Annotated in this window: 15 protein-coding genes and 4 pseudogenes; 12 read left to right on the top strand and 7 right to left on the bottom strand. The window is 66.6% G+C overall.

The genetic code is table 11. The features are described 5' to 3' along the window. The first annotated feature begins 85 nt into the window (after positions 1 to 85). Both ACFO5K_RS12785 and ACFO5K_RS12780 read left to right on the top strand, forming a co-directional pair. Complete coding sequence (locus ACFO5K_RS12785) at positions 86 to 628, top strand: hypothetical protein (RefSeq protein ID WP_378560893.1); 543 nt, start codon at positions 86 to 88, stop codon at positions 626 to 628. Positions 629 to 671: 43 nt separating this feature from the next. Continuing rightward, complete coding sequence (locus tag ACFO5K_RS12780; protein ID WP_378560891.1) at positions 672 to 992, top strand: ATP dependent DNA ligase; 321 nt, start codon at positions 672 to 674, stop codon at positions 990 to 992. 879 nt (positions 993 to 1,871) lie between these two features. On the opposite strand, the pseudogene ACFO5K_RS12775 reads toward ACFO5K_RS12780, so the two are convergent. Both ACFO5K_RS12775 and ACFO5K_RS12770 read right to left on the bottom strand, forming a co-directional pair. Beyond that, positions 1,872 to 2,342: pseudogene (locus ACFO5K_RS12775) on the bottom strand (transposase); the annotation flags it as partial. A 437-nt stretch (positions 2,343 to 2,779) separates the two neighbouring features. Beyond that, positions 2,780 to 3,109, bottom strand: a pseudogene (locus ACFO5K_RS12770) (transposase); the annotation flags it as partial. Between the two features lie 259 nt (positions 3,110 to 3,368). On the opposite strand from ACFO5K_RS12770, the gene ACFO5K_RS12765 reads away from it, so the two are divergent. Beyond that, entirely contained in the window at positions 3,369 to 3,638 is a 270-nt protein-coding gene (locus tag ACFO5K_RS12765) for a hypothetical protein (protein WP_378563955.1), read from the top strand. Here the strand turns inward: ACFO5K_RS12765 and ACFO5K_RS12760 are convergent. Next, positions 3,620 to 3,838: pseudogene (locus tag ACFO5K_RS12760) on the bottom strand (hypothetical protein); the annotation flags it as partial. The gene ACFO5K_RS12765 and the pseudogene ACFO5K_RS12760 overlap by 19 nt on opposite strands. Between ACFO5K_RS12760 and ACFO5K_RS12755 the strand changes: the two are divergent. The 4 genes from ACFO5K_RS12755 to ACFO5K_RS12740 are packed head-to-tail and all read left to right on the top strand — an operon-like array spanning position 3,788 to position 6,637. Then, positions 3,788 to 4,135, top strand: coding sequence for a hypothetical protein (locus tag ACFO5K_RS12755; RefSeq protein ID WP_378563952.1), 348 nt, complete (start codon positions 3,788 to 3,790; stop codon positions 4,133 to 4,135). The pseudogene ACFO5K_RS12760 and the gene ACFO5K_RS12755 overlap by 51 nt on opposite strands. Then, positions 4,132 to 5,394, top strand: coding sequence for a hypothetical protein (locus tag ACFO5K_RS12750; protein WP_378560889.1), 1,263 nt, complete (start codon positions 4,132 to 4,134; stop codon positions 5,392 to 5,394). Before ACFO5K_RS12755 ends, ACFO5K_RS12750 begins: the two co-directional genes overlap by 4 nt. Positions 5,395 to 5,414: 20 nt before the next feature. Further along, complete coding sequence (locus ACFO5K_RS12745; protein ID WP_378560886.1) at positions 5,415 to 6,062, top strand: hypothetical protein; 648 nt, start codon at positions 5,415 to 5,417, stop codon at positions 6,060 to 6,062. Next, positions 6,059 to 6,637: a hypothetical protein gene (locus tag ACFO5K_RS12740; RefSeq protein ID WP_302874637.1), complete on the top strand. Its 579-nt coding sequence runs from the start codon at positions 6,059 to 6,061 to the stop codon at positions 6,635 to 6,637. Before ACFO5K_RS12745 ends, ACFO5K_RS12740 begins: the two co-directional genes overlap by 4 nt. 345 nt (positions 6,638 to 6,982) lie before the next feature. Here ACFO5K_RS12740 and ACFO5K_RS12735 read toward each other — a convergent pair whose 3' ends face one another. The 4 genes and pseudogenes from ACFO5K_RS12735 to ACFO5K_RS12720 form a co-directional block, all read right to left on the bottom strand. Then, positions 6,983 to 7,492, bottom strand: a complete 510-nt coding sequence (locus ACFO5K_RS12735; protein WP_378563777.1) for a transposase — start codon at positions 7,490 to 7,492, stop codon at positions 6,983 to 6,985. A gap of 52 nt (positions 7,493 to 7,544) precedes the next feature. Further along, positions 7,545 to 7,781 (bottom strand): annotated as a pseudogene (locus ACFO5K_RS12730) (transposase); the annotation flags it as partial. A gap of 61 nt (positions 7,782 to 7,842) precedes the next feature. Beyond that, positions 7,843 to 8,277, bottom strand: coding sequence for a hypothetical protein (locus ACFO5K_RS12725; protein ID WP_378560884.1), 435 nt, complete (start codon positions 8,275 to 8,277; stop codon positions 7,843 to 7,845). Positions 8,278 to 8,620: 343 nt separating this feature from the next. Beyond that, a complete protein-coding gene (locus ACFO5K_RS12720; protein ID WP_378560881.1) occupies positions 8,621 to 8,956 on the bottom strand; it encodes a hypothetical protein in 336 nt (111 codons plus the stop codon). A gap of 446 nt (positions 8,957 to 9,402) precedes the next feature. On the opposite strand from ACFO5K_RS12720, the gene ACFO5K_RS12715 reads away from it, so the two are divergent. The 5 genes from ACFO5K_RS12715 (at position 9,403) to ligA (ending at position 16,087) form a co-directional block, all read left to right on the top strand. Beyond that, a complete protein-coding gene (locus ACFO5K_RS12715; RefSeq protein ID WP_378563774.1) occupies positions 9,403 to 9,588 on the top strand; it encodes an ATP dependent DNA ligase in 186 nt (61 codons plus the stop codon). A gap of 563 nt (positions 9,589 to 10,151) precedes the next feature. After that, positions 10,152 to 11,378 carry a cysteine desulfurase family protein gene (locus tag ACFO5K_RS12710; RefSeq protein ID WP_378560878.1) on the top strand — a complete coding sequence of 409 codons (1,227 nt, stop codon included), beginning with the start codon at positions 10,152 to 10,154 and terminating at the stop codon, positions 11,376 to 11,378. Beyond that, a complete protein-coding gene (gene mnmA, locus ACFO5K_RS12705) occupies positions 11,378 to 12,493 on the top strand; it encodes a tRNA 2-thiouridine(34) synthase MnmA (RefSeq protein ID WP_378560875.1) in 1,116 nt (371 codons plus the stop codon). Before ACFO5K_RS12710 ends, mnmA begins: the two co-directional genes overlap by 1 nt. Positions 12,494 to 12,730: 237 nt before the next feature. After that, positions 12,731 to 13,756 (top strand): methionine synthase, encoded by a 1,026-nt coding sequence (locus ACFO5K_RS12700; protein WP_378563771.1) that lies wholly within the window; start codon positions 12,731 to 12,733, stop codon positions 13,754 to 13,756. Positions 13,757 to 13,963: 207 nt separating this feature from the next. Next, positions 13,964 to 16,087 (top strand): NAD-dependent DNA ligase LigA, encoded by a 2,124-nt coding sequence (ligA, locus tag ACFO5K_RS12695; RefSeq protein ID WP_378560871.1) that lies wholly within the window; start codon positions 13,964 to 13,966, stop codon positions 16,085 to 16,087. The last annotated feature ends 31 nt before the right edge of the window (positions 16,088 to 16,118 follow it).

Raw genomic sequence — 16,118 nt, 5'->3', positions numbered from 1 at the left:
CACTCGGGCAGGCGCGTTCGCCGTTGCACCGGCGGTCCTGCTCGTACTGGCCGGTTGCAGCACCTCGCCACCCGAAGAGCCGGTGATGCCCTACAGCAGCCCGCCCGCCGATTGCCTGATTGTGCTGACCGTCGGGCGGGAGGCTGTGTCCGATTTCGCCGGCAGTCTCTACGATCCGAGTGTCGAGCTCAGAAGTGAACGGCCAGAACAAGATGGCAGCAAGTTATTGACCTGCTACGGCGCCTACACCGGTAGTCAGGGCACTGCCGGTGACGGAGTGAGCGCCAACACGGTGTTCATTACACTACGGGTCGATCAGCCGGGTGCCTCGGGCGATGGCGATGTCGTTGAGCAAACACGGCGCAGCTTTACGAGCTACCGGGACGAACACACGTCGGCCGTGAAGATTTTGCCTGACCTCGGCGATGACGCATATTCGTATCGGGAGGTCGCCGATCGCGACGTTGCCGTGAATGTGGACTTCCGAAAAGGTAACGCGACGATGCACATTCGATTGAACCGGTCCCACGCCGGTGCCCCACTACCGCATCAGGAGACGAGTGTGGAATCGGACGCACTCACGCTGGCGCGAGCGCTAGCGGACAATCTCGACAGCCTGCTGTCTTAGCGCGACTGCGATCGATGTCGACTGCTTCGTCTGGAGTGCGTTTGTGACGGCGACCTTCGGCGGCCTCGTCCTGGCCGGACACACCGCCGACGGGCGCCCGCGCTGTATCGGCGGGGTCGGCACCGGTTTTACCGCAGCGACGCGGCGCAACATCCGCGCCGTGCTGGACAAGGTGCGTCGGCAGACCAGCCCGCTCGACGACCCACCGCCGGAGCCGGTTGCGCGGACCGCGTGGTGGGTCGAGCCGATGTTTGTCGCCGACATCGAGTACCGCGAGATCAGCGGCGACGGGCTACTACGTCACCCCAGCTTTCGGGGAATCCGGACTGCCCAAGCACCCGACGAGGTCGGTCTGTCCAGCTGACCGTCGATATCGCCTGGGTGTGGATGCTGTCCTGGATTCCTCTATCGGGTTCAGTGGTCAGCGCGGTGGAGAAACAGGGCGGGTTTCAGCATGGCGCGGCATTGGAACGGTCCGATGACAGGGTTCCCCGCCTCGACGAGTGGCCAACCGGTGGCGGCGAATTCCTCGGTAGCCGGTGGTCGCCGTATTCCATCAGCCTCATTGCGCGCAGTACAGACGTTGTTGCCCCGCCGATAAGAGAGGCATCGGGCGGCCCGCCTGACCGACGATGGCCGATCCGAGCGACTTCGTTTCCACGCTCAGCACGAGGCTTGCCGTGGCGAGCACGACGGGCCGTAGGTGGTCGTGATGGTCTTCGGCATCGCCATCAGGTCCTTATGGGGCCGGATAGCGACGAACACGACGACAAGCGTGCCAAGTGATCTCGAACCCGCCCCCGTGCGCGCACCAGTGGAGCCCCCGGTGCGGGCCTGCGGAATATGGGGTTTGTCTTGATAGCGGCGTCGCTACCGGCCGTAGTCGGCCGTTGCGCGGCGGCCCCGGCCCAGCGAGCGGATGCGCGGCAGAAGGAGGCCCGGCGGTCCAAGAAGCATCTGTACAGGCGCGGAATCTCGCATTCATCTGTCTGTCGGGTCGCCGGACCGCCGTGGTCCGCCAGCTCGGTCCCTCGCTCCCAGCTGTCTCGACCGTCTTACCGGCCCACTCATCGACGATTCGGGAATCAAAGTAGGTGATACACGTGTTGGAAAACCTGGGTAAATCGTAGAAAACTCGTAGAAATTCCCGCGGTTGCGGCGGTGGCTCATGATCGGTGTGGGGCCGTTGTCCGCCAATACCTGTGCCTACGCCCCGGACCTACATGGGTGCTAAGGGCGTGTCTCATGTGGCGTTGCGGGCCTTGGCGAGCTTCTTGTAGCAGGTCAGCGCCGCTGCCAGGGTAAGGAATCCGCAGTAGTGGGTGTCCTTGCGGTCGTAGCGAATCGAGAGCCGGTGATAGCCGCCGAGCCAGGCGATAGTGCGTTCGATGACCCACCGATGTCGGCCGAGGTGCTGGCTGGACTCGATCCCTTTGCGGGCGATCCGCACACCGATCCCTCGATCACGAACCCAATCCCGCAACTCGCGGCGGTCATAAGCCTTGTCCGCGTGCAACTTTCCCGGTTTACGCCGCCGTGGACCACGCCTTGAGCAGATCGCGGGGATGGCTCGGACCAACGGTCGCAGAGCTTCGGCATCGGGAGTGTTCGCCGCCGAGACCGCGACCGTGATGCCCGAACGATCGGACAACACGTGCAGTTTCGAGCCCGCCTTGCCCCTATCGACCGGATTGGGACCGGTCATTTGGCCCCCTCAGGTCAGATCGTGACTACCCGACTACGACGTGAGACATCCTCCTGGCACGGGAGGCTCGGCTATTGCCCACTGGGCTATCTTCCCCGTGTCGGCTGGTGGCCGAATGAAAATCACATCTTCGCTGTAGTCGGGGCGCTGGCACGGCAGCGACCCTTATTGAGGAGACGGCGTCGTTGAGGCCGTCGCGCAGCAGCGGAACGCCGAAGGTGAAGGTGTGGTTGTCTCCCTGGCAGTCACGATCGGTGAAGAGCGTGATCTGGTACCCAGGCTCCACCTTCAACGACGAGATGGTGTCGTTGCCGACCGATCCGGTGCCGTTCCACAGGTTGTAGGTCCCCAACTCCAGGTCTGCACTGGCCCCGCCGTAGTCCTTATCAGTGAACACGTGTGCTTTACCGGGCCTTGACCCCGCAGACTGGACACGGGCTTTGTGATTACGCGGCGTGAGCCAGGTTATCGGACGCGTGAGCGGTTTCGTAGTCGACAGTGCTGAGGTAGCCGCAGTAGGAGTGCCTTCGTCGGGTGTTGTAGCGGGTGATCCACCGGACCACCGCCAACCGCGCCGCTCGCGGTGATTCCCACCGGGTCGCGCCTTGCAACGTCTCGCGTTTCAAGGCCGCGTTGAACGATTCCGCGAGGGCATTATCTGCGCTCGTGCCCACCGCTCCTGTCGATTGGGTGACTCCAAGCGTTGCGCAGAGGTCCACGAAATCGCTTGCGGTGTAATCACTTCCGTGATCGGCATGGAAGGTTGACCCAGCGAGGCTGCCGCGCGTCGGCGAGGACCGGACTCGGTCCCGGTGCGAAAATGCGGGATTGGGGTGCTGCGAGGCCCGCTGTCTCGTGTGGTGACGAGGTACGGCCAGGCGGTACCAGGGGCCTCGCGGTCGGTCGAGAGGACTATCAGAGCAGCACAGCGGTTGCTCGCGGATTCGCTGGGCGTCCAGCGCTGCGTTCTGGTGACAGGTGCAGATTCCGGCGCGTTCGGTGGGGTGAAGCCGCGGTCGACGAGGAGGTCTTCGGGTGGGGGCCGCTGCAAGGTCCCCAGGCGGTGTAGTCCGCCGAGAAGGCGGCGGGGTTGTCGCGGATCTCGGCATTGAACTGGGCGCCGTCGAAGAAGTAGCCGGAGCCGATGCCGATGTGGTCGATGCCGACCACGTCAACGCCGTAGCGGATGTGATCGGCCGTGGCGGTGAGGCGTTCGACGCGGGCCTCGGGGCGTTGTGGCCCACGAAGATTCCGACGCCGTTGATGCCGATCACGCCACCGGTCGCGGCGCAGGCGCGGGCCTGATCGTCGGTGATGTTGCGCGGATGTGCCCACAGCGCGGCCGGGCGCCCGCATAGGCACGGGCGAGCGCAGGCAGGTGCCGGGCTGGAGGTTTGCCGGGCTCCCGGACCGTCTATATCGTGCTGTGAGAGATCGGAGGGGGGAGGAGAGAAATGGCCGGATACTTCCAGGTGGATATCGACGTGCTCGCGAGCACGGTGCAATCACTGAAGAACTCCGAACAGGTACTTGGTGATGCAATGAAGGCCTTGGAGAGCGCGGGCGACGGTGATATAGGCACCACCGGCCTGAACGACGCCGCCGCGAATTTTCAGCGCAGCTGGAAATTCGGTATCGAACGGATCATCGAGGCCGCGATCACCACTGCCGAAGGTGTCTCGCAATGCCATGACGCCTACGTGTCCGCCGACTCCGCGTTCGCTAGGGCGTTGGATCAGGCCACACAGGTGATCGACGCGCAGGGTACAGCCGATGGCAACGCCACGGGGGTACAACGGTGAGCGCCAACCCCTACCCCAACCTGGGGTTCAACCCAGTTGTCGGCAGTACAGCCGAAGTGGCGAACCTCCGGCAGCGTATCGATGCGGCACGCCAGGGCGTGACGGAGACCAGGACGCTGCTCAACCGCCTACTCGACAGCGGTGATGTGTGGAGAGGCGAGGCGGGAGACGCCTTCCGGGCGAATTTCGACGCCACGCTGTCCACCGACCTGGGCTTGGCCCAGACGTCGCTGGAATCGGCCGTCGATCTCGTCGTCGAATGGCACACCAACCTGGTCGATTTCCAGGACACCGCGCAGGGACTCGAACAGGAGGCGGCCGCGGCGCGTGCCGAGCTCGCCACCGCGAACACCACACTCACACAGGCGCGCACACATCCCCACCTCGGCCTGGCCAATGCGCGGTTCTCCGATGCCGACGAATTGAGGGCGGCCCAGTCCCGCCTCGACGCGGCGGTCGCGCGGGTGAACGCGGCGGTGACGGCGGTGTCGGATTGTCAAACCAAGCTGGATGCGATCATCCGGCGCGCAACCGACCTCGAGGGTGTGCACAACGCCCTCGCCGCGCGCATCGCCGCAGCACTCGTAGACGCCGCCAAGAACGCGCCGAGCAAGCCCGACGAGAGCCTCTGGGACAAGATCGTCGACGCGGTGAACGCGCTCGGCGACTGGATCGAGGAGAACCGCGAACTCCTACACAACATCCTCTCCACCACCGCGGCCGTCGCTGGTCTACTGGCGGTGATCACCCCACCCCCGATCAGCGCAATCGCACTGGGCGTTTCCCTGGCGGCCGGCGTCGGAGCACTCGGCCTGAGCCTCACCGACGACGAACTACGCGACGACCTGCTGCACGGCAGTCTGAGCGAGAAATTCAGCGCAGGCATGCAGCTTTCGGGCGACGCGCTCGGGCTGATTCCCGGTGTCGGAGCACTCGGCAAGGTCGGCAAAGTAGCCATGCTCGGTGACGCGGCGGGCGATGTCGGCCGTTTCGAGGGCATGGCACGCGCATGGTCGGAGGCAGCCCACAATCCCGGGCTGGTCAACAAGTTCATGACCGACCACAACGTCGGGGGCGTAACGGACATCATGGCCAATACCGGCGTTACCAACGGGGTCAATCGGCTGCTGCAAGTCACCGGCGTGGAGGGCGCGCACAGTGTGGCCGATCCCGCTGTGGCGCTCACGGTACTGAAGCGGACAGAGGGCGCGGTCGGATCAGTGGCCGGTGTGGCCCTGGGAAGCATCTTCGGGGACTGAGCGATCGAGGGTATCGAACAATGACGAACAATCCGGCGCGACCGCCGCGCTACGCCGTGGCTGTGGAAATCCCGCCCGGCTACCACGAACTCCCGCTGACCGGTATCGCCACCGCGATCTCGGCCGCCGACCCACTGCTGTCGCAGCAGACCACAGGAACGCTGCGCGAGAGTGTGCCGAAAACTCTCGGCACACTCGAATTCATGCTGGAGGCGCTGGCCAAGCGCAATGCCGTGTACTGCGGTATCGGCACGCACCGAAGTGCCGACGGGCATCCGGTGGTGTCCTGGCTGACAATCTCGTGCCTCGACGCAGGTGCACCCCGCAATCCTCGCCTCACCCTGGCCGATATCGCGCAGCACAAGACCCGCGACGAGATCGGCTGGCGGGTAGAAGGTGTCGATGTCGGCGAGCGACCACTTCTGTTCAGCGAGGGCATCGGCCACTACCCCTACCCGGGCCTGCCCGCGCTGCGGAAATCCGACGATGCCGCGCACGCCTACCAGATGGAAGCGGTGATTCCTTCACCGGACGGCACCACCGTCGCGGTGGTCGAGGTGGCTACCGCCGAAGTCGATCGAGGGCCGGAATTCGGCCCCATGCTATTCGGAATGGCGGCGAGCCTCGAATTCGTATCCTCCTCGACGACCACGAGTCTCGACCTGTGAACCGGCCACCCGCGATGGACGTTCCGCCGCCGCCCGGACCGGCTCGGCAGTTTCCACCGACCAGGCGAGCGTTGCGCCGCAACTGGTGGAATCGGTGGCCGTTGCTACTCACCGCGCTGGCCACCGGACCACTGACCGTCGTATTGATCAGTAAAGACAGTGGCGTGGCGGTCTTGGTCTCGCAGTACTTCATCTTCGGGACGATGTTCGGTGGGTGCTTCCTGTGGATCAATCGACGCCGCCGCAAGGCCCTGCGGCACCCGTGGACCGTGTGGCGGATCCGGTACCTGTCCGGTACCCGCTACGAGTGGGTGGACCTGCTCGGCCCGCACGGCGAAACAGTGGGCACACTCCTGCTCAGCACGTGGGCGTGGGACCGGGGAAAACTGGTGAATCACGCCACTCGCGAGATCTGGTTCGCCGGTGACCCGGCCAAATACGGAGTCGTGTCCCGTCCGGGCGGACGAGATATGCGCTACGCGTACGTATCCCGCATTTACAAGCCGCCGCGCTTGACATTCCGTGAAGCCGGTGAGCCGCCCGTCCCTGGCGGGGGTCGACACTCCAAAGACTGACCGCGAACTCCGCATGACCTCGGCGGACGTGGTGGCGGGCAGTACTCGCTTGGGCTCGAGGGGTGAATGCAACGGTCTCGATCGAGACGGGAGTGTTGCATGGTGTGCCACAGCGGAGGGCGGTCGTTGCCCAGTTCTGGGTGGGTATCGGTGAGGGATTGTCGACCACCGCCGCCGCGGCAGCGGGGGCGGGCACCGTCGACGATCTACCGCGAGATACCCGAGTATCGCCGAGCGCTCTAGGGCTCCGACATCGGTTTGTAGATTGGTGCAGGCCGGTTGTCGCAGAAGTATGGCCCGGTCCACCGCGGACCGGGCCATGAAAGTGTGTACTGCTTAGAGCTCCTAACACGTTCGATTGCTGAGTCGTCGCCAGCAGATGAGCGCAGCAGCGAGGTCGAGGAATCCCTGATGGATGTCGGTGCGGCGTTCCCAACGGACGGCCAAGCGCCGGTATTGGTGCAGCAACGCCAGTGTTTGCTCGACGATCCAGCGGCCGGCGGTCACCTTGTCGCGAGTTCCGCGACGTGGGACATAGCCGGTGATCCGTCGTTGTTCGAGTTCGTCGTAGACGCGGGGGTAGTCGTAGCCTTTGTCCGCGATCAGGGTCGTGATCTTCTCGCGTGGTCGGCCGGGGCGTCCGCGTAGCGGACGTACTCGGTCGAGTAGCTCGGGTAGCACGAGGTGGTCGTTGATGTTGGCCGCTGATTGAACGATTGCGAGCGGGAGGCCGTTGCCGCAGTTCAGGATGTGGTGTTTCGCTCCGGTTTGCGGCGGTCGACCGGGCTGGGACCGGTATCGGCACCCCTTTTTTGGCCCGCACGTGCGAGCCGTCGGGGATGACGCGGTCGAAATCGATCAAGCCCGCGCGGTGGCAGTGGGCGAGCATCGTGGTGTGCATGGCCTCGAACACCCCGGCTGCCTGCCAGTCGCGTAGCCGCCGCCAGCAGGTCATCCCAGACCCGAAACCCAGTTCCTGGGGCAGATCGTCCCACCCGATACCGGTGATCAGCACGAACAGAATCCCTTGCAGGACAAGCCGATCGCTCATCCGCGCTGGTCCCGGCGTTCCCGCCGCCTTGACTGGCAGTAGCGGTTCGATCACTGCCCACAGCTGGTCGTCCGCGATCCACGGCGCTGCCACAACGAAATATCCTGCACTACAACAGGACTCGTCGCTACCCGACAGAACCTGTTAGGAGCTCTTAGGCAGACTCAGTTGGAGGAGCTGCGACGGCGGTCGGCTCCGGCGGGGTGTTATCCGCTGGCGATGTGGGTTGGCCGCCACGGCGACGAATCAACCAGTGCGTAGCGAAACCGACAACGGTTGCACCGCCGACGGAACCTGCGACGTAGGGGCCCATCGCGGTGTAGGCCAGGAGAATCAGGCCTACGGCGGCTGCCACCGCGGTGGCGACCACGAACACCGCCCCACCGAGATGGGCGACCGTCTTCCCGCTCCAGTGCCCGCTGATCACTGCCTTGAGCTGACGGTCCAGGAAATCCATCCAGTTTTTCGGGGGTGTGTCCGACCGGACCAACACGAAACAGTTCGTCGAATGGCAGGTCGGACAGACCGCCTCGATGACCGGCTCGCTGTTCTGGACTCCCGTCGGCCCCGGAAGGGGCTGTACATTCATGTGTGCTCCGTGTTCAGCGCGTGGGGCGACAGAGCTGCCTCCTCCGACTTGCCCTCGGGGGAGGCAGCAAGCCCAGTGCTCCGGGCTTGAAGTAATTGGAGCAGCCCAGAAAAGGCCGAACGTGGATACGAATGGGGTTACTCGCGCGTCAATTCGTCCGGGGCCCGGCAAGGTGCAGCGTAGAGCGCTAGTTGAGCTGTATCTCGCTACCGAACTCGCCACACCGCAAGTGGATTCGTGGTTCACGATCGGCCAGATCGCCCGGCCCGTCGATACCAGCTACGCCGACTACGAACGGAACTACCGGGCCAGCTACCGGCGCGCCCTGCGCGGGCTCGAACGGTCAGGTCACATCGAATGCACCACAATCGTGGTTCCGACGAAGGACCTGGTGCGCCGTCATGGGCGCAACCAGCAAGGCGGCACCCGCGAGACCCTCGCTGCCCGCCTCACCCATATCGGCCGAACCTTCCTGTCTGACCGCGAAGAAGCCCTGGCGGAGGAATTCGACTACTTCAAGCTCTACGTCGCTCCCGACATGTTCCCGGCGGGCGAGCGCCAGACGGTTGCAGCGTCGGTTGTACTCCACTACGCGATGCTCAACACCCAGCAGGCTGACAAGCGCATGCCGTGCGCGGTCGAGCATCCGACGTACGCAGATGAAGGCGAGCTCGTCCACTGGCTGATCTGGTGGCCGTGCCACCGCCGCGGTGGGCACCTGCAGGCGATCTGCGCCTACTGCGGCAGCAGCGAGTACATCTCGCCGGTGTCCAAGAGGTGCAGCCACCCCTCGCACCCGTTCCGGTCACTCCTGTGGGGCTTGAAGAACCTCCCCGCAGCGCGGTCAAGGCCCGCTCGTTCGTCACCGACGACGCCCACGTCGGCAGCGAGGCTGCACTGGCAATCGGCATCGCAGGCCTGCCTCAGGCGTGTGCTGCTGCGTGCGCAACACTCGTGGCGCCGCGGCCGACACCTCCACGTGGGATGTGACCGTGCACCAGCTGTGGCCCGACGACCCGGCATTGTGATAGATCCACACCCCCGAAGGACGCCTCCCGTGCCTGGGCGGAGTCGGCAGCGGATTCACCCCGGCATCCGCGGCAGTCTCCGCGCGAGGCTCGATGAATCCGCCGCGAGACCAGTCCGCTCGACGACCCACCACCGGCCGGGCGCGCGGACCGCGTCGTGGGTCGAACCGGTACTTGCTGCGTCGAATACCGCGAGTTCAGAGGCGACGGCCGGCTACGACACTCGGTCTTCCGAAGAGTTCGCGCTGACAAGACACGCGACGAGATCGGCGTGCTCACCTGAGCAACGATGGCCCGATTCGCGCGACTTCGTTTCCGCACGACACTCAGCACGCGGCCTGCCATGGCCAGAGTGGCGGGCCTCGTACGTCCTCGTGTCTTCTGTATCGCCATCAGGCTTTTAACGCGGCCGCATAACGAACACGACGACAAGCGCGCCAAGCGATCTCGAGCCCTGCCCCGTCCACGCACCAATGGCGGACCCGGCCCGGGCATGCGGAATATGGGGTTTGTCACGGTAGCGGCCCGCTGGCGGCCGATGCGCGGCGGCCCATGCCAGCGGACGGATGCACTGCAGGCGGCCGCCTGGCGGCCCAACAACCATCTGCACAGGCGCGGGATCTCACGTTCATCTGTCTGCCGGGTCGTCGGACCGCTGCGGCCCGCCAGCTCGGCGACTTCGCTCCAGCTGTCTTGACCGTCTCACCGGCCTGCTCATCGACGATTCGGGAATGAAAGTAGGTGATACACGTGTTGAAAATCCTGGGTAAATCGTAGAGAAATCGTAGAAAGCAGGGGTGGACCCCGAAGATGACCAGGTCAGCGGCGGTGTAGGCTTTGTCGGTCATGAAGTCGGCTTATTCGGGTCCGGTCAGCGGAGCGCCCAAGACGGTCTACCTCGACCACGCGGCGACAACTCCGATGGTGCCCGCCGCCGTCGAGGCGATGACCGCTGCGCTCGTGAGCGCCGGAAACGCGTCCTCGCTGCACGGGTCGGGGCGGGCGGCGCGGCGCACGCTGGAGGAGGCACGCGAGTCGATCGCGGCCGATCTGGGGGCGCGGCCCTCGGAGGTGATTTTCACTTCCGGCGGCACCGAGAGCGACAACCTGGCGGTCAAAGGGATCTTCTGGGCGCGCCGGGCGGCGGATCAGCGGCGCACCAGGATTGTCACCAGCGCCGTCGAACATCACGCGGTGCTCGACGCGGTCGAGTGGCTCGAGCAGCACGAGGGCGCGCAGGTCAGCTGGTTGCCCGTCGACGCCGAGGGGGTGGTGGCGCCGCAGGTGCTGCGCGCGGAGCTCGCCGCCCATGCCGACGAGGTGGCGCTGGTCAGTGTGATGTGGGCCAACAACGAAGTCGGCACCGTCGAACCGATCGCCGAATTGGCCGCCGTGGCACAGGAATTCGACATCCCGATGCACAGTGACGCGATCCAGGCGGTGAGTCAGCTGCCCATCGACTTCGCCGCGGGCGGGGTCGCCGCGCTCAGCGTCGCCGGGCACAAGCTGGGTGGCCCGCACGGGATCGGGGTGCTGCTGCTGGGCAGGCAGGTGCCGTGTGTGCCGATGATCCACGGTGGCGGCCACGAACGCGACCTGCGCTCGGGTACCTCCGATGTGGCGGCGGCGGTCGGCATGGCCACCGCGCTGCGGGTGGCCACCGCCGAGCTGCCCGCGCGCGCCGCCCGGCTGCGGGGGCTGCGCGACCGGTTGATCGACGGTGTGCGCGCCGCGGTGTCCGACGCGGTGCTCAACGGCCCCGCCGACGAGCGCCGCCTGCCCGGCAACGCCCACTTCACCTTCCCCGGCTGCGAGGGCGACTCGCTGCTGATGTTGCTCGATGCCGCCGGCATCGAATGTTCCACCGGATCGGCCTGCAACGCAGGAGTCGCCTCGCCCAGCCATGTGCTGATCGCGATGGGTGTCGAGCCGTGGCAGGCGCGCAGTTCGCTGCGGTTCTCGCTGGGCCACACCTCGACCGAGGCCGATATCGACACACTGTTGACCGTGCTGCCGCAGGTCATCGACAGGGCCAGGGCCGCGGGTCTGGCCGGCGCTAGAGGAGGTGCCTGATGAGAGTTCTCGCCGCGATGAGTGGTGGAGTCGATTCGGCCGTGGCCGCGGCGCGGGCCGTGGACGCCGGTCACGAGGTGGTCGGGGTGCACCTGGCGCTGTCGGCGAATCCGGGCACGCTGCGCACCGGGTCGCGCGGTTGCTGCTCCAAGGAGGACGCCGGTGACGCGCGCCGCGCCGCCGATGTGCTCGGAATCCCGTTCTATGTGTGGGATTTCGCCGACCGCTTCAAAGAAGACGTGATCGACGATTTCGTCGCCGCCTACGCCGCGGGGGAGACCCCCAACCCGTGCCTGCGCTGCAACGAGAAGATCAAGTTCTCCGCATTGGCCGACCGTGCCGCCGCCCTCGGCTTCGACGCCGTGGTCACCGGCCACTACGCCCGCCTCGACGAAGGGGTGCTGCGCCGCGCGGTCGACGCCGACAAGGATCAGTCCTATGTGCTGGCGGTCCTCACCGCCGAGCAGCTCGCGCGTGCCATGTTCCCCGTCGGTGACACCCCGAAGCCGCGCATCCGCGAGGAGGCCGCCGAGCGCGGCCTGGCCGTGGCGAACAAGCCCGACAGCCACGACATCTGCTTCATCCCTTCCGGTGACACTCGCGCTTTCCTTGGCGCCAAGATCGGTGTCCGGCCGGGCGCTCTGGTCGACTCCGACGGCACCGTGCTCGGCGAGCACGAGGGCGTGCACGGGTTCACCGTCGGCCAGCGCAAGGGCCTGGGGCTGAGCCACACCGCTGCGGACGGCAAGCCGCGCTATGTGACCGGGATCGATCCCGATTCGGGGACGGTCAAGGTCGGTTCGGTCGAGGACCTGCAGGTCGACGTCGTTTCCGCCGACCGGGCGATCTGGACTTCCGGCGTGCGGCCCACCGCACCGGTGGAGTGCGTGGTGCAGGTGCGCGCGCACGGCGGCACCGCGTCCGCTGTTGTCGAACCCGACGGTGACGGTTTCCTGGCCCGTCTGGCCGAGCCGCTCACCGGTGTCGCGAAGGGGCAGGCCATCGTGTTGTACCTGCCCGACGCCGATGGCGGTGACACCGTGCTCGGTAGCGGCACGATCAACGGTACCGACCGCGCCGGGGTTGCCGCGGAGCCTGCCGACACCTCGGTCTGACCCCACGGATCTCGCGCCGTGGTGACAGGGTCGTGCGATGACGGCCGCACGGTCGGTGTGCGGGCGCCCGGACCGGGCGGGCAAGATGGCGTGTGGCGGGTCCGTGCGTCGCACGATCGGCGGGTGTGATCCGTGGTGTTGCTCGCCGACCGGCGAGGACACCGTTCGATGACCGAAAGGTGTTGAGTACACGTGACACTCGGGCGAAGCGAGAACTCCCCGGAGGCCCCGGAGCCGGTGGCGCTGCTCGCCGGTGGGATCGCCACGGGGATCGGGTCGTGGCCCGGCACCGATCCGCGCGAGGCCGCCGCGACGATCATCGGCGAACTGCCCGACCTCCCGCACCTGGTGGAACTGCCGGACCGGGGGATCGGTGCCGATATGATCGGCCGGGTTTCGGCGTTGCTGGTCGACCTGCGTTTCGACGCCACCACCAGGGGCTACCGTCTGGCGGCCCGGCCGGGTGGCGTGTCGCGGCAGGCGCGGGATCTGCTGCGTTTCGATCTCGACGCGATCGAAGAAGCTTGGGAGACAGCCGGTTTGGTGGGTTCCGGTCGGGTCGTGAAGATCCAGTCCGCCGGGCCGCTGACACTCGCCGCCGAGGTGGAACTGCCCGGTGGTCACCGAATTCTCACCGATTCCGGTGCGCTGCGCGATCTTTCGGAATCTCTTGCCGAGGGTTTGGTGCGGCACGCGGCCGAGGTGCGCAGGCGGCTCGGCGCCGAGGTCGTCATCCAGCTGGACGAGCCGCGGCTGAGCACCGTGCTGGCGGGTGCACTACAGGGACCGAGCATCCTCAACACCATCCGGGCGCTCCCGGAGCCCGACGCCCGGCGCATTCTCGGCACCGTCATCGAGGCGCAGACCGCGCCGGTGGTGTTGCACACCTGCGCGTCTCGTCCCGCGCTCGCCACGATCGGCGCCACAGCCGCTGCCGCGATCTCCTTCGACGCCTCGACGATCACCACAGCCGATCTCGATGTCCTGGGCACCGTCATCGACTCCGGTAAGAAGATCGCCCTCGGTCTCACTCCGACCGAACCACCCGCCACGCCCACCACTTGGCGTGAGATCGCCGAACCGGCCGTACGACTCGTCGACCGGCTCGGTTTCCCCCGCACCACCCTGGCGAACCAGATCCTGGTGACTCCCGCCTGCGGCCTGGCGGGAGCTTCGCTCGAATGGTCTCGCCGTGCGCTCGGTCTCACTGCCGACATCGCGCGAGCTTTCGCCGACGAACCGGAGTCGCTCGGGGCCGAATAGCGGTCCGCGGGGTGGACGTCGGGCTGTTCAGGTCGGTGCCGAGGTAGGGCTGCTGAGTGCACGGCTCGTTGTCGGCAGCCGGAGCAGCCTCGCGTGGCCGGGCGTCGACCGCGTACGACCCGAGCCGCCGGCTAGGCCCGGAAGCGGGTTCGCGACGGGCCCGAACGGTGCGCGAAAGTGTCGGTGGCCTCCACTAATGTGCGGTGTGTGAGTGAGAGCGACAGCGCGGTTTCCGTGAGTGCCGAAGGTGCCACCCCCGAGCAGCGGGTGCAGTGGCAGCAGCTGGCCGACGAGGTGCGTGAGCACCAGTTCCGCTACTACGTGCGCGACGCGCCGATCATCAGCGACGGCGAGTTCGACACCATGCTGCGCGAACTGCAGGCGCTCGAGGAGGCGCACCCGGATCTGCGCACCCCGGATTCGCCGACCCAGCTCGTGGGCGGCGGTTTCGCCACCGAGTTCACCGCCGTCGACCATCTCGAGCGGATGCTCTCACTCGACAATGTGTTCGACTTCGACGAGCTGCGCACCTGGGCGAGCCGGGTGGAAGCCGAAACCGGCCCCGACCTGCACTATCTGTGCGAGGTCAAGATCGACGGGGTGGCGCTGAACCTGGTGTACGAGAACGGCAAGCTGGTGCGCGGAGCCACTCGTGGCGACGGGCGCACCGGTGAGGACGTCACCCTCAACGCGCGCACCATCGACGACATCCCCACCGAACTCGCCCCGTCGGCCGAGTTCCCGGTCCCGGCACTGCTCGAGGTGCGCGGTGAGGTGTATTTCCGGCTCGAGGATTTCCAGACCCTCAACGCCCAGATGGTTGCCGAAGGCAAACCGCCGTACGCGAATCCGCGTAACACCGCCGCCGGATCGCTGCGCCAGAAGAACCCCGCGGTCACCGCCCAGCGCCGGCTGCGAATGATCTGCCACGGTTTCGGCCGGCTCGAGGGGTACCGCCCCGACTCCCAGCACGAGGCCTACCGGGCCCTGGCCGCCTGGGGGCTGCCGGTCTCCGAACACACGCGGCTGGTGCAGGGCATCGACGCGGTGATCGAGCGGGTCGCCTACTGGGGGGAACACCGCCACGACATCGAGCACGAACTCGACGGGCAGGTCATCAAGGTCGACGAGATGGCCCTGCAGCGGCGGCTGGGGTCCACCTCGCGCGCGCCGCGCTGGGCCATCGCCTACAAGTATCCGCCCGAAGAGGCCACCACCACGCTGCTCAATATCGAGGTCAATGTGGGGCGTACCGGCCGGGTCACCCCGTTCGCGGTGATGGAACCGGTGACGATCGCCGGGTCGACCGTGGCGATGGCCACCCTGCACAACGCCTCGGAGGTCGAACGCAAGGGTGTGCTGATCGGTGACACCGTCACCATCCGCAAAGCCGGTGACGTGATTCCCGAGGTGCTCGGCCCCGTCGTCGACGCCCGCACCGGCGACGAACGCAGGTTCGTGATGCCGACTCACTGCCCGAACTGCGGCACCGAACTGGCGCCGGCGAAGGAGGGCGACGCCGACATCCGCTGCCCCAATCAGCAGTTCTGCCCGGCCCAGTTGCGCGAGCGCGTGTTCCATCTCGCGGGCCGTGGTGCCTTCGACATCGAGGCGCTGGGCGACAAGGCCGCCGATGCGCTGTTGCGTTCGGGCGCCATCACCGACGAGGGCGACCTGTTCGATCTGGACGAGCAGAAGTTGCTCGAGGTGCCGCTGTTCACCAATCAGAAGGGCCAGCTCACCCAGAACGGTCATCGCCTGCTGGAAAACCTGCGGAGTGTGAAGGACCGTCCGCTGTGGCGGGTCCTGGTCGGTTTGTCCATCCGCCATGTCGGCCCGACCGCCGCCCGTGCCCTGGCCGCGGAGTTCGCGAGCCTGGAACGCATCGAAGCCGCCACGGTGGAAGAGCTCTCGGCCACCGACGGTGTGGGGCCCACCATCGCCGCCGCGGTGGTGGAGTGGTTCACCGTCGACTGGCATCGCGCCATCGTCGACAAGTGGCGTGCGGCCGGTGTCCGCATGGAGGACGAACGTGACGCCTCGATCGAGCGCACCCTCGAAGGGTTGTCCATCGTGGTCACCGGTTCGCTGCAGACCTTCACCCGCGACGGTGCCAAGGAGGCGATCCTGATCCGCGGCGGCAAGGCGGCCGGTTCGGTGTCGAAGAAGACCGCGTTCGTGGTGATCGGCGATTCCCCCGGCTCGAAGGCGGCCAAAGCCGAAGAACTCGGTGTGCAGATCCTCGACGAAGACGGCTTCCGGCTACTGCTCGAGCGCGGTCCGGAGGCGGTCACCCCACCGACCGAGCCCGACTCCGACGCCCCCGAATAGCGGCCTGGGCACCGGTCGCGACGACCGGTGC

The organism is Nocardia halotolerans, assembly GCF_042650145.1.
In the GTDB taxonomy this organism is placed as follows: Bacteria; Actinomycetota; Actinomycetes; order Mycobacteriales; family Mycobacteriaceae; genus Nocardia; species Nocardia halotolerans.
This window is presented reverse-complemented; position numbering and strand designations above follow the sequence as displayed.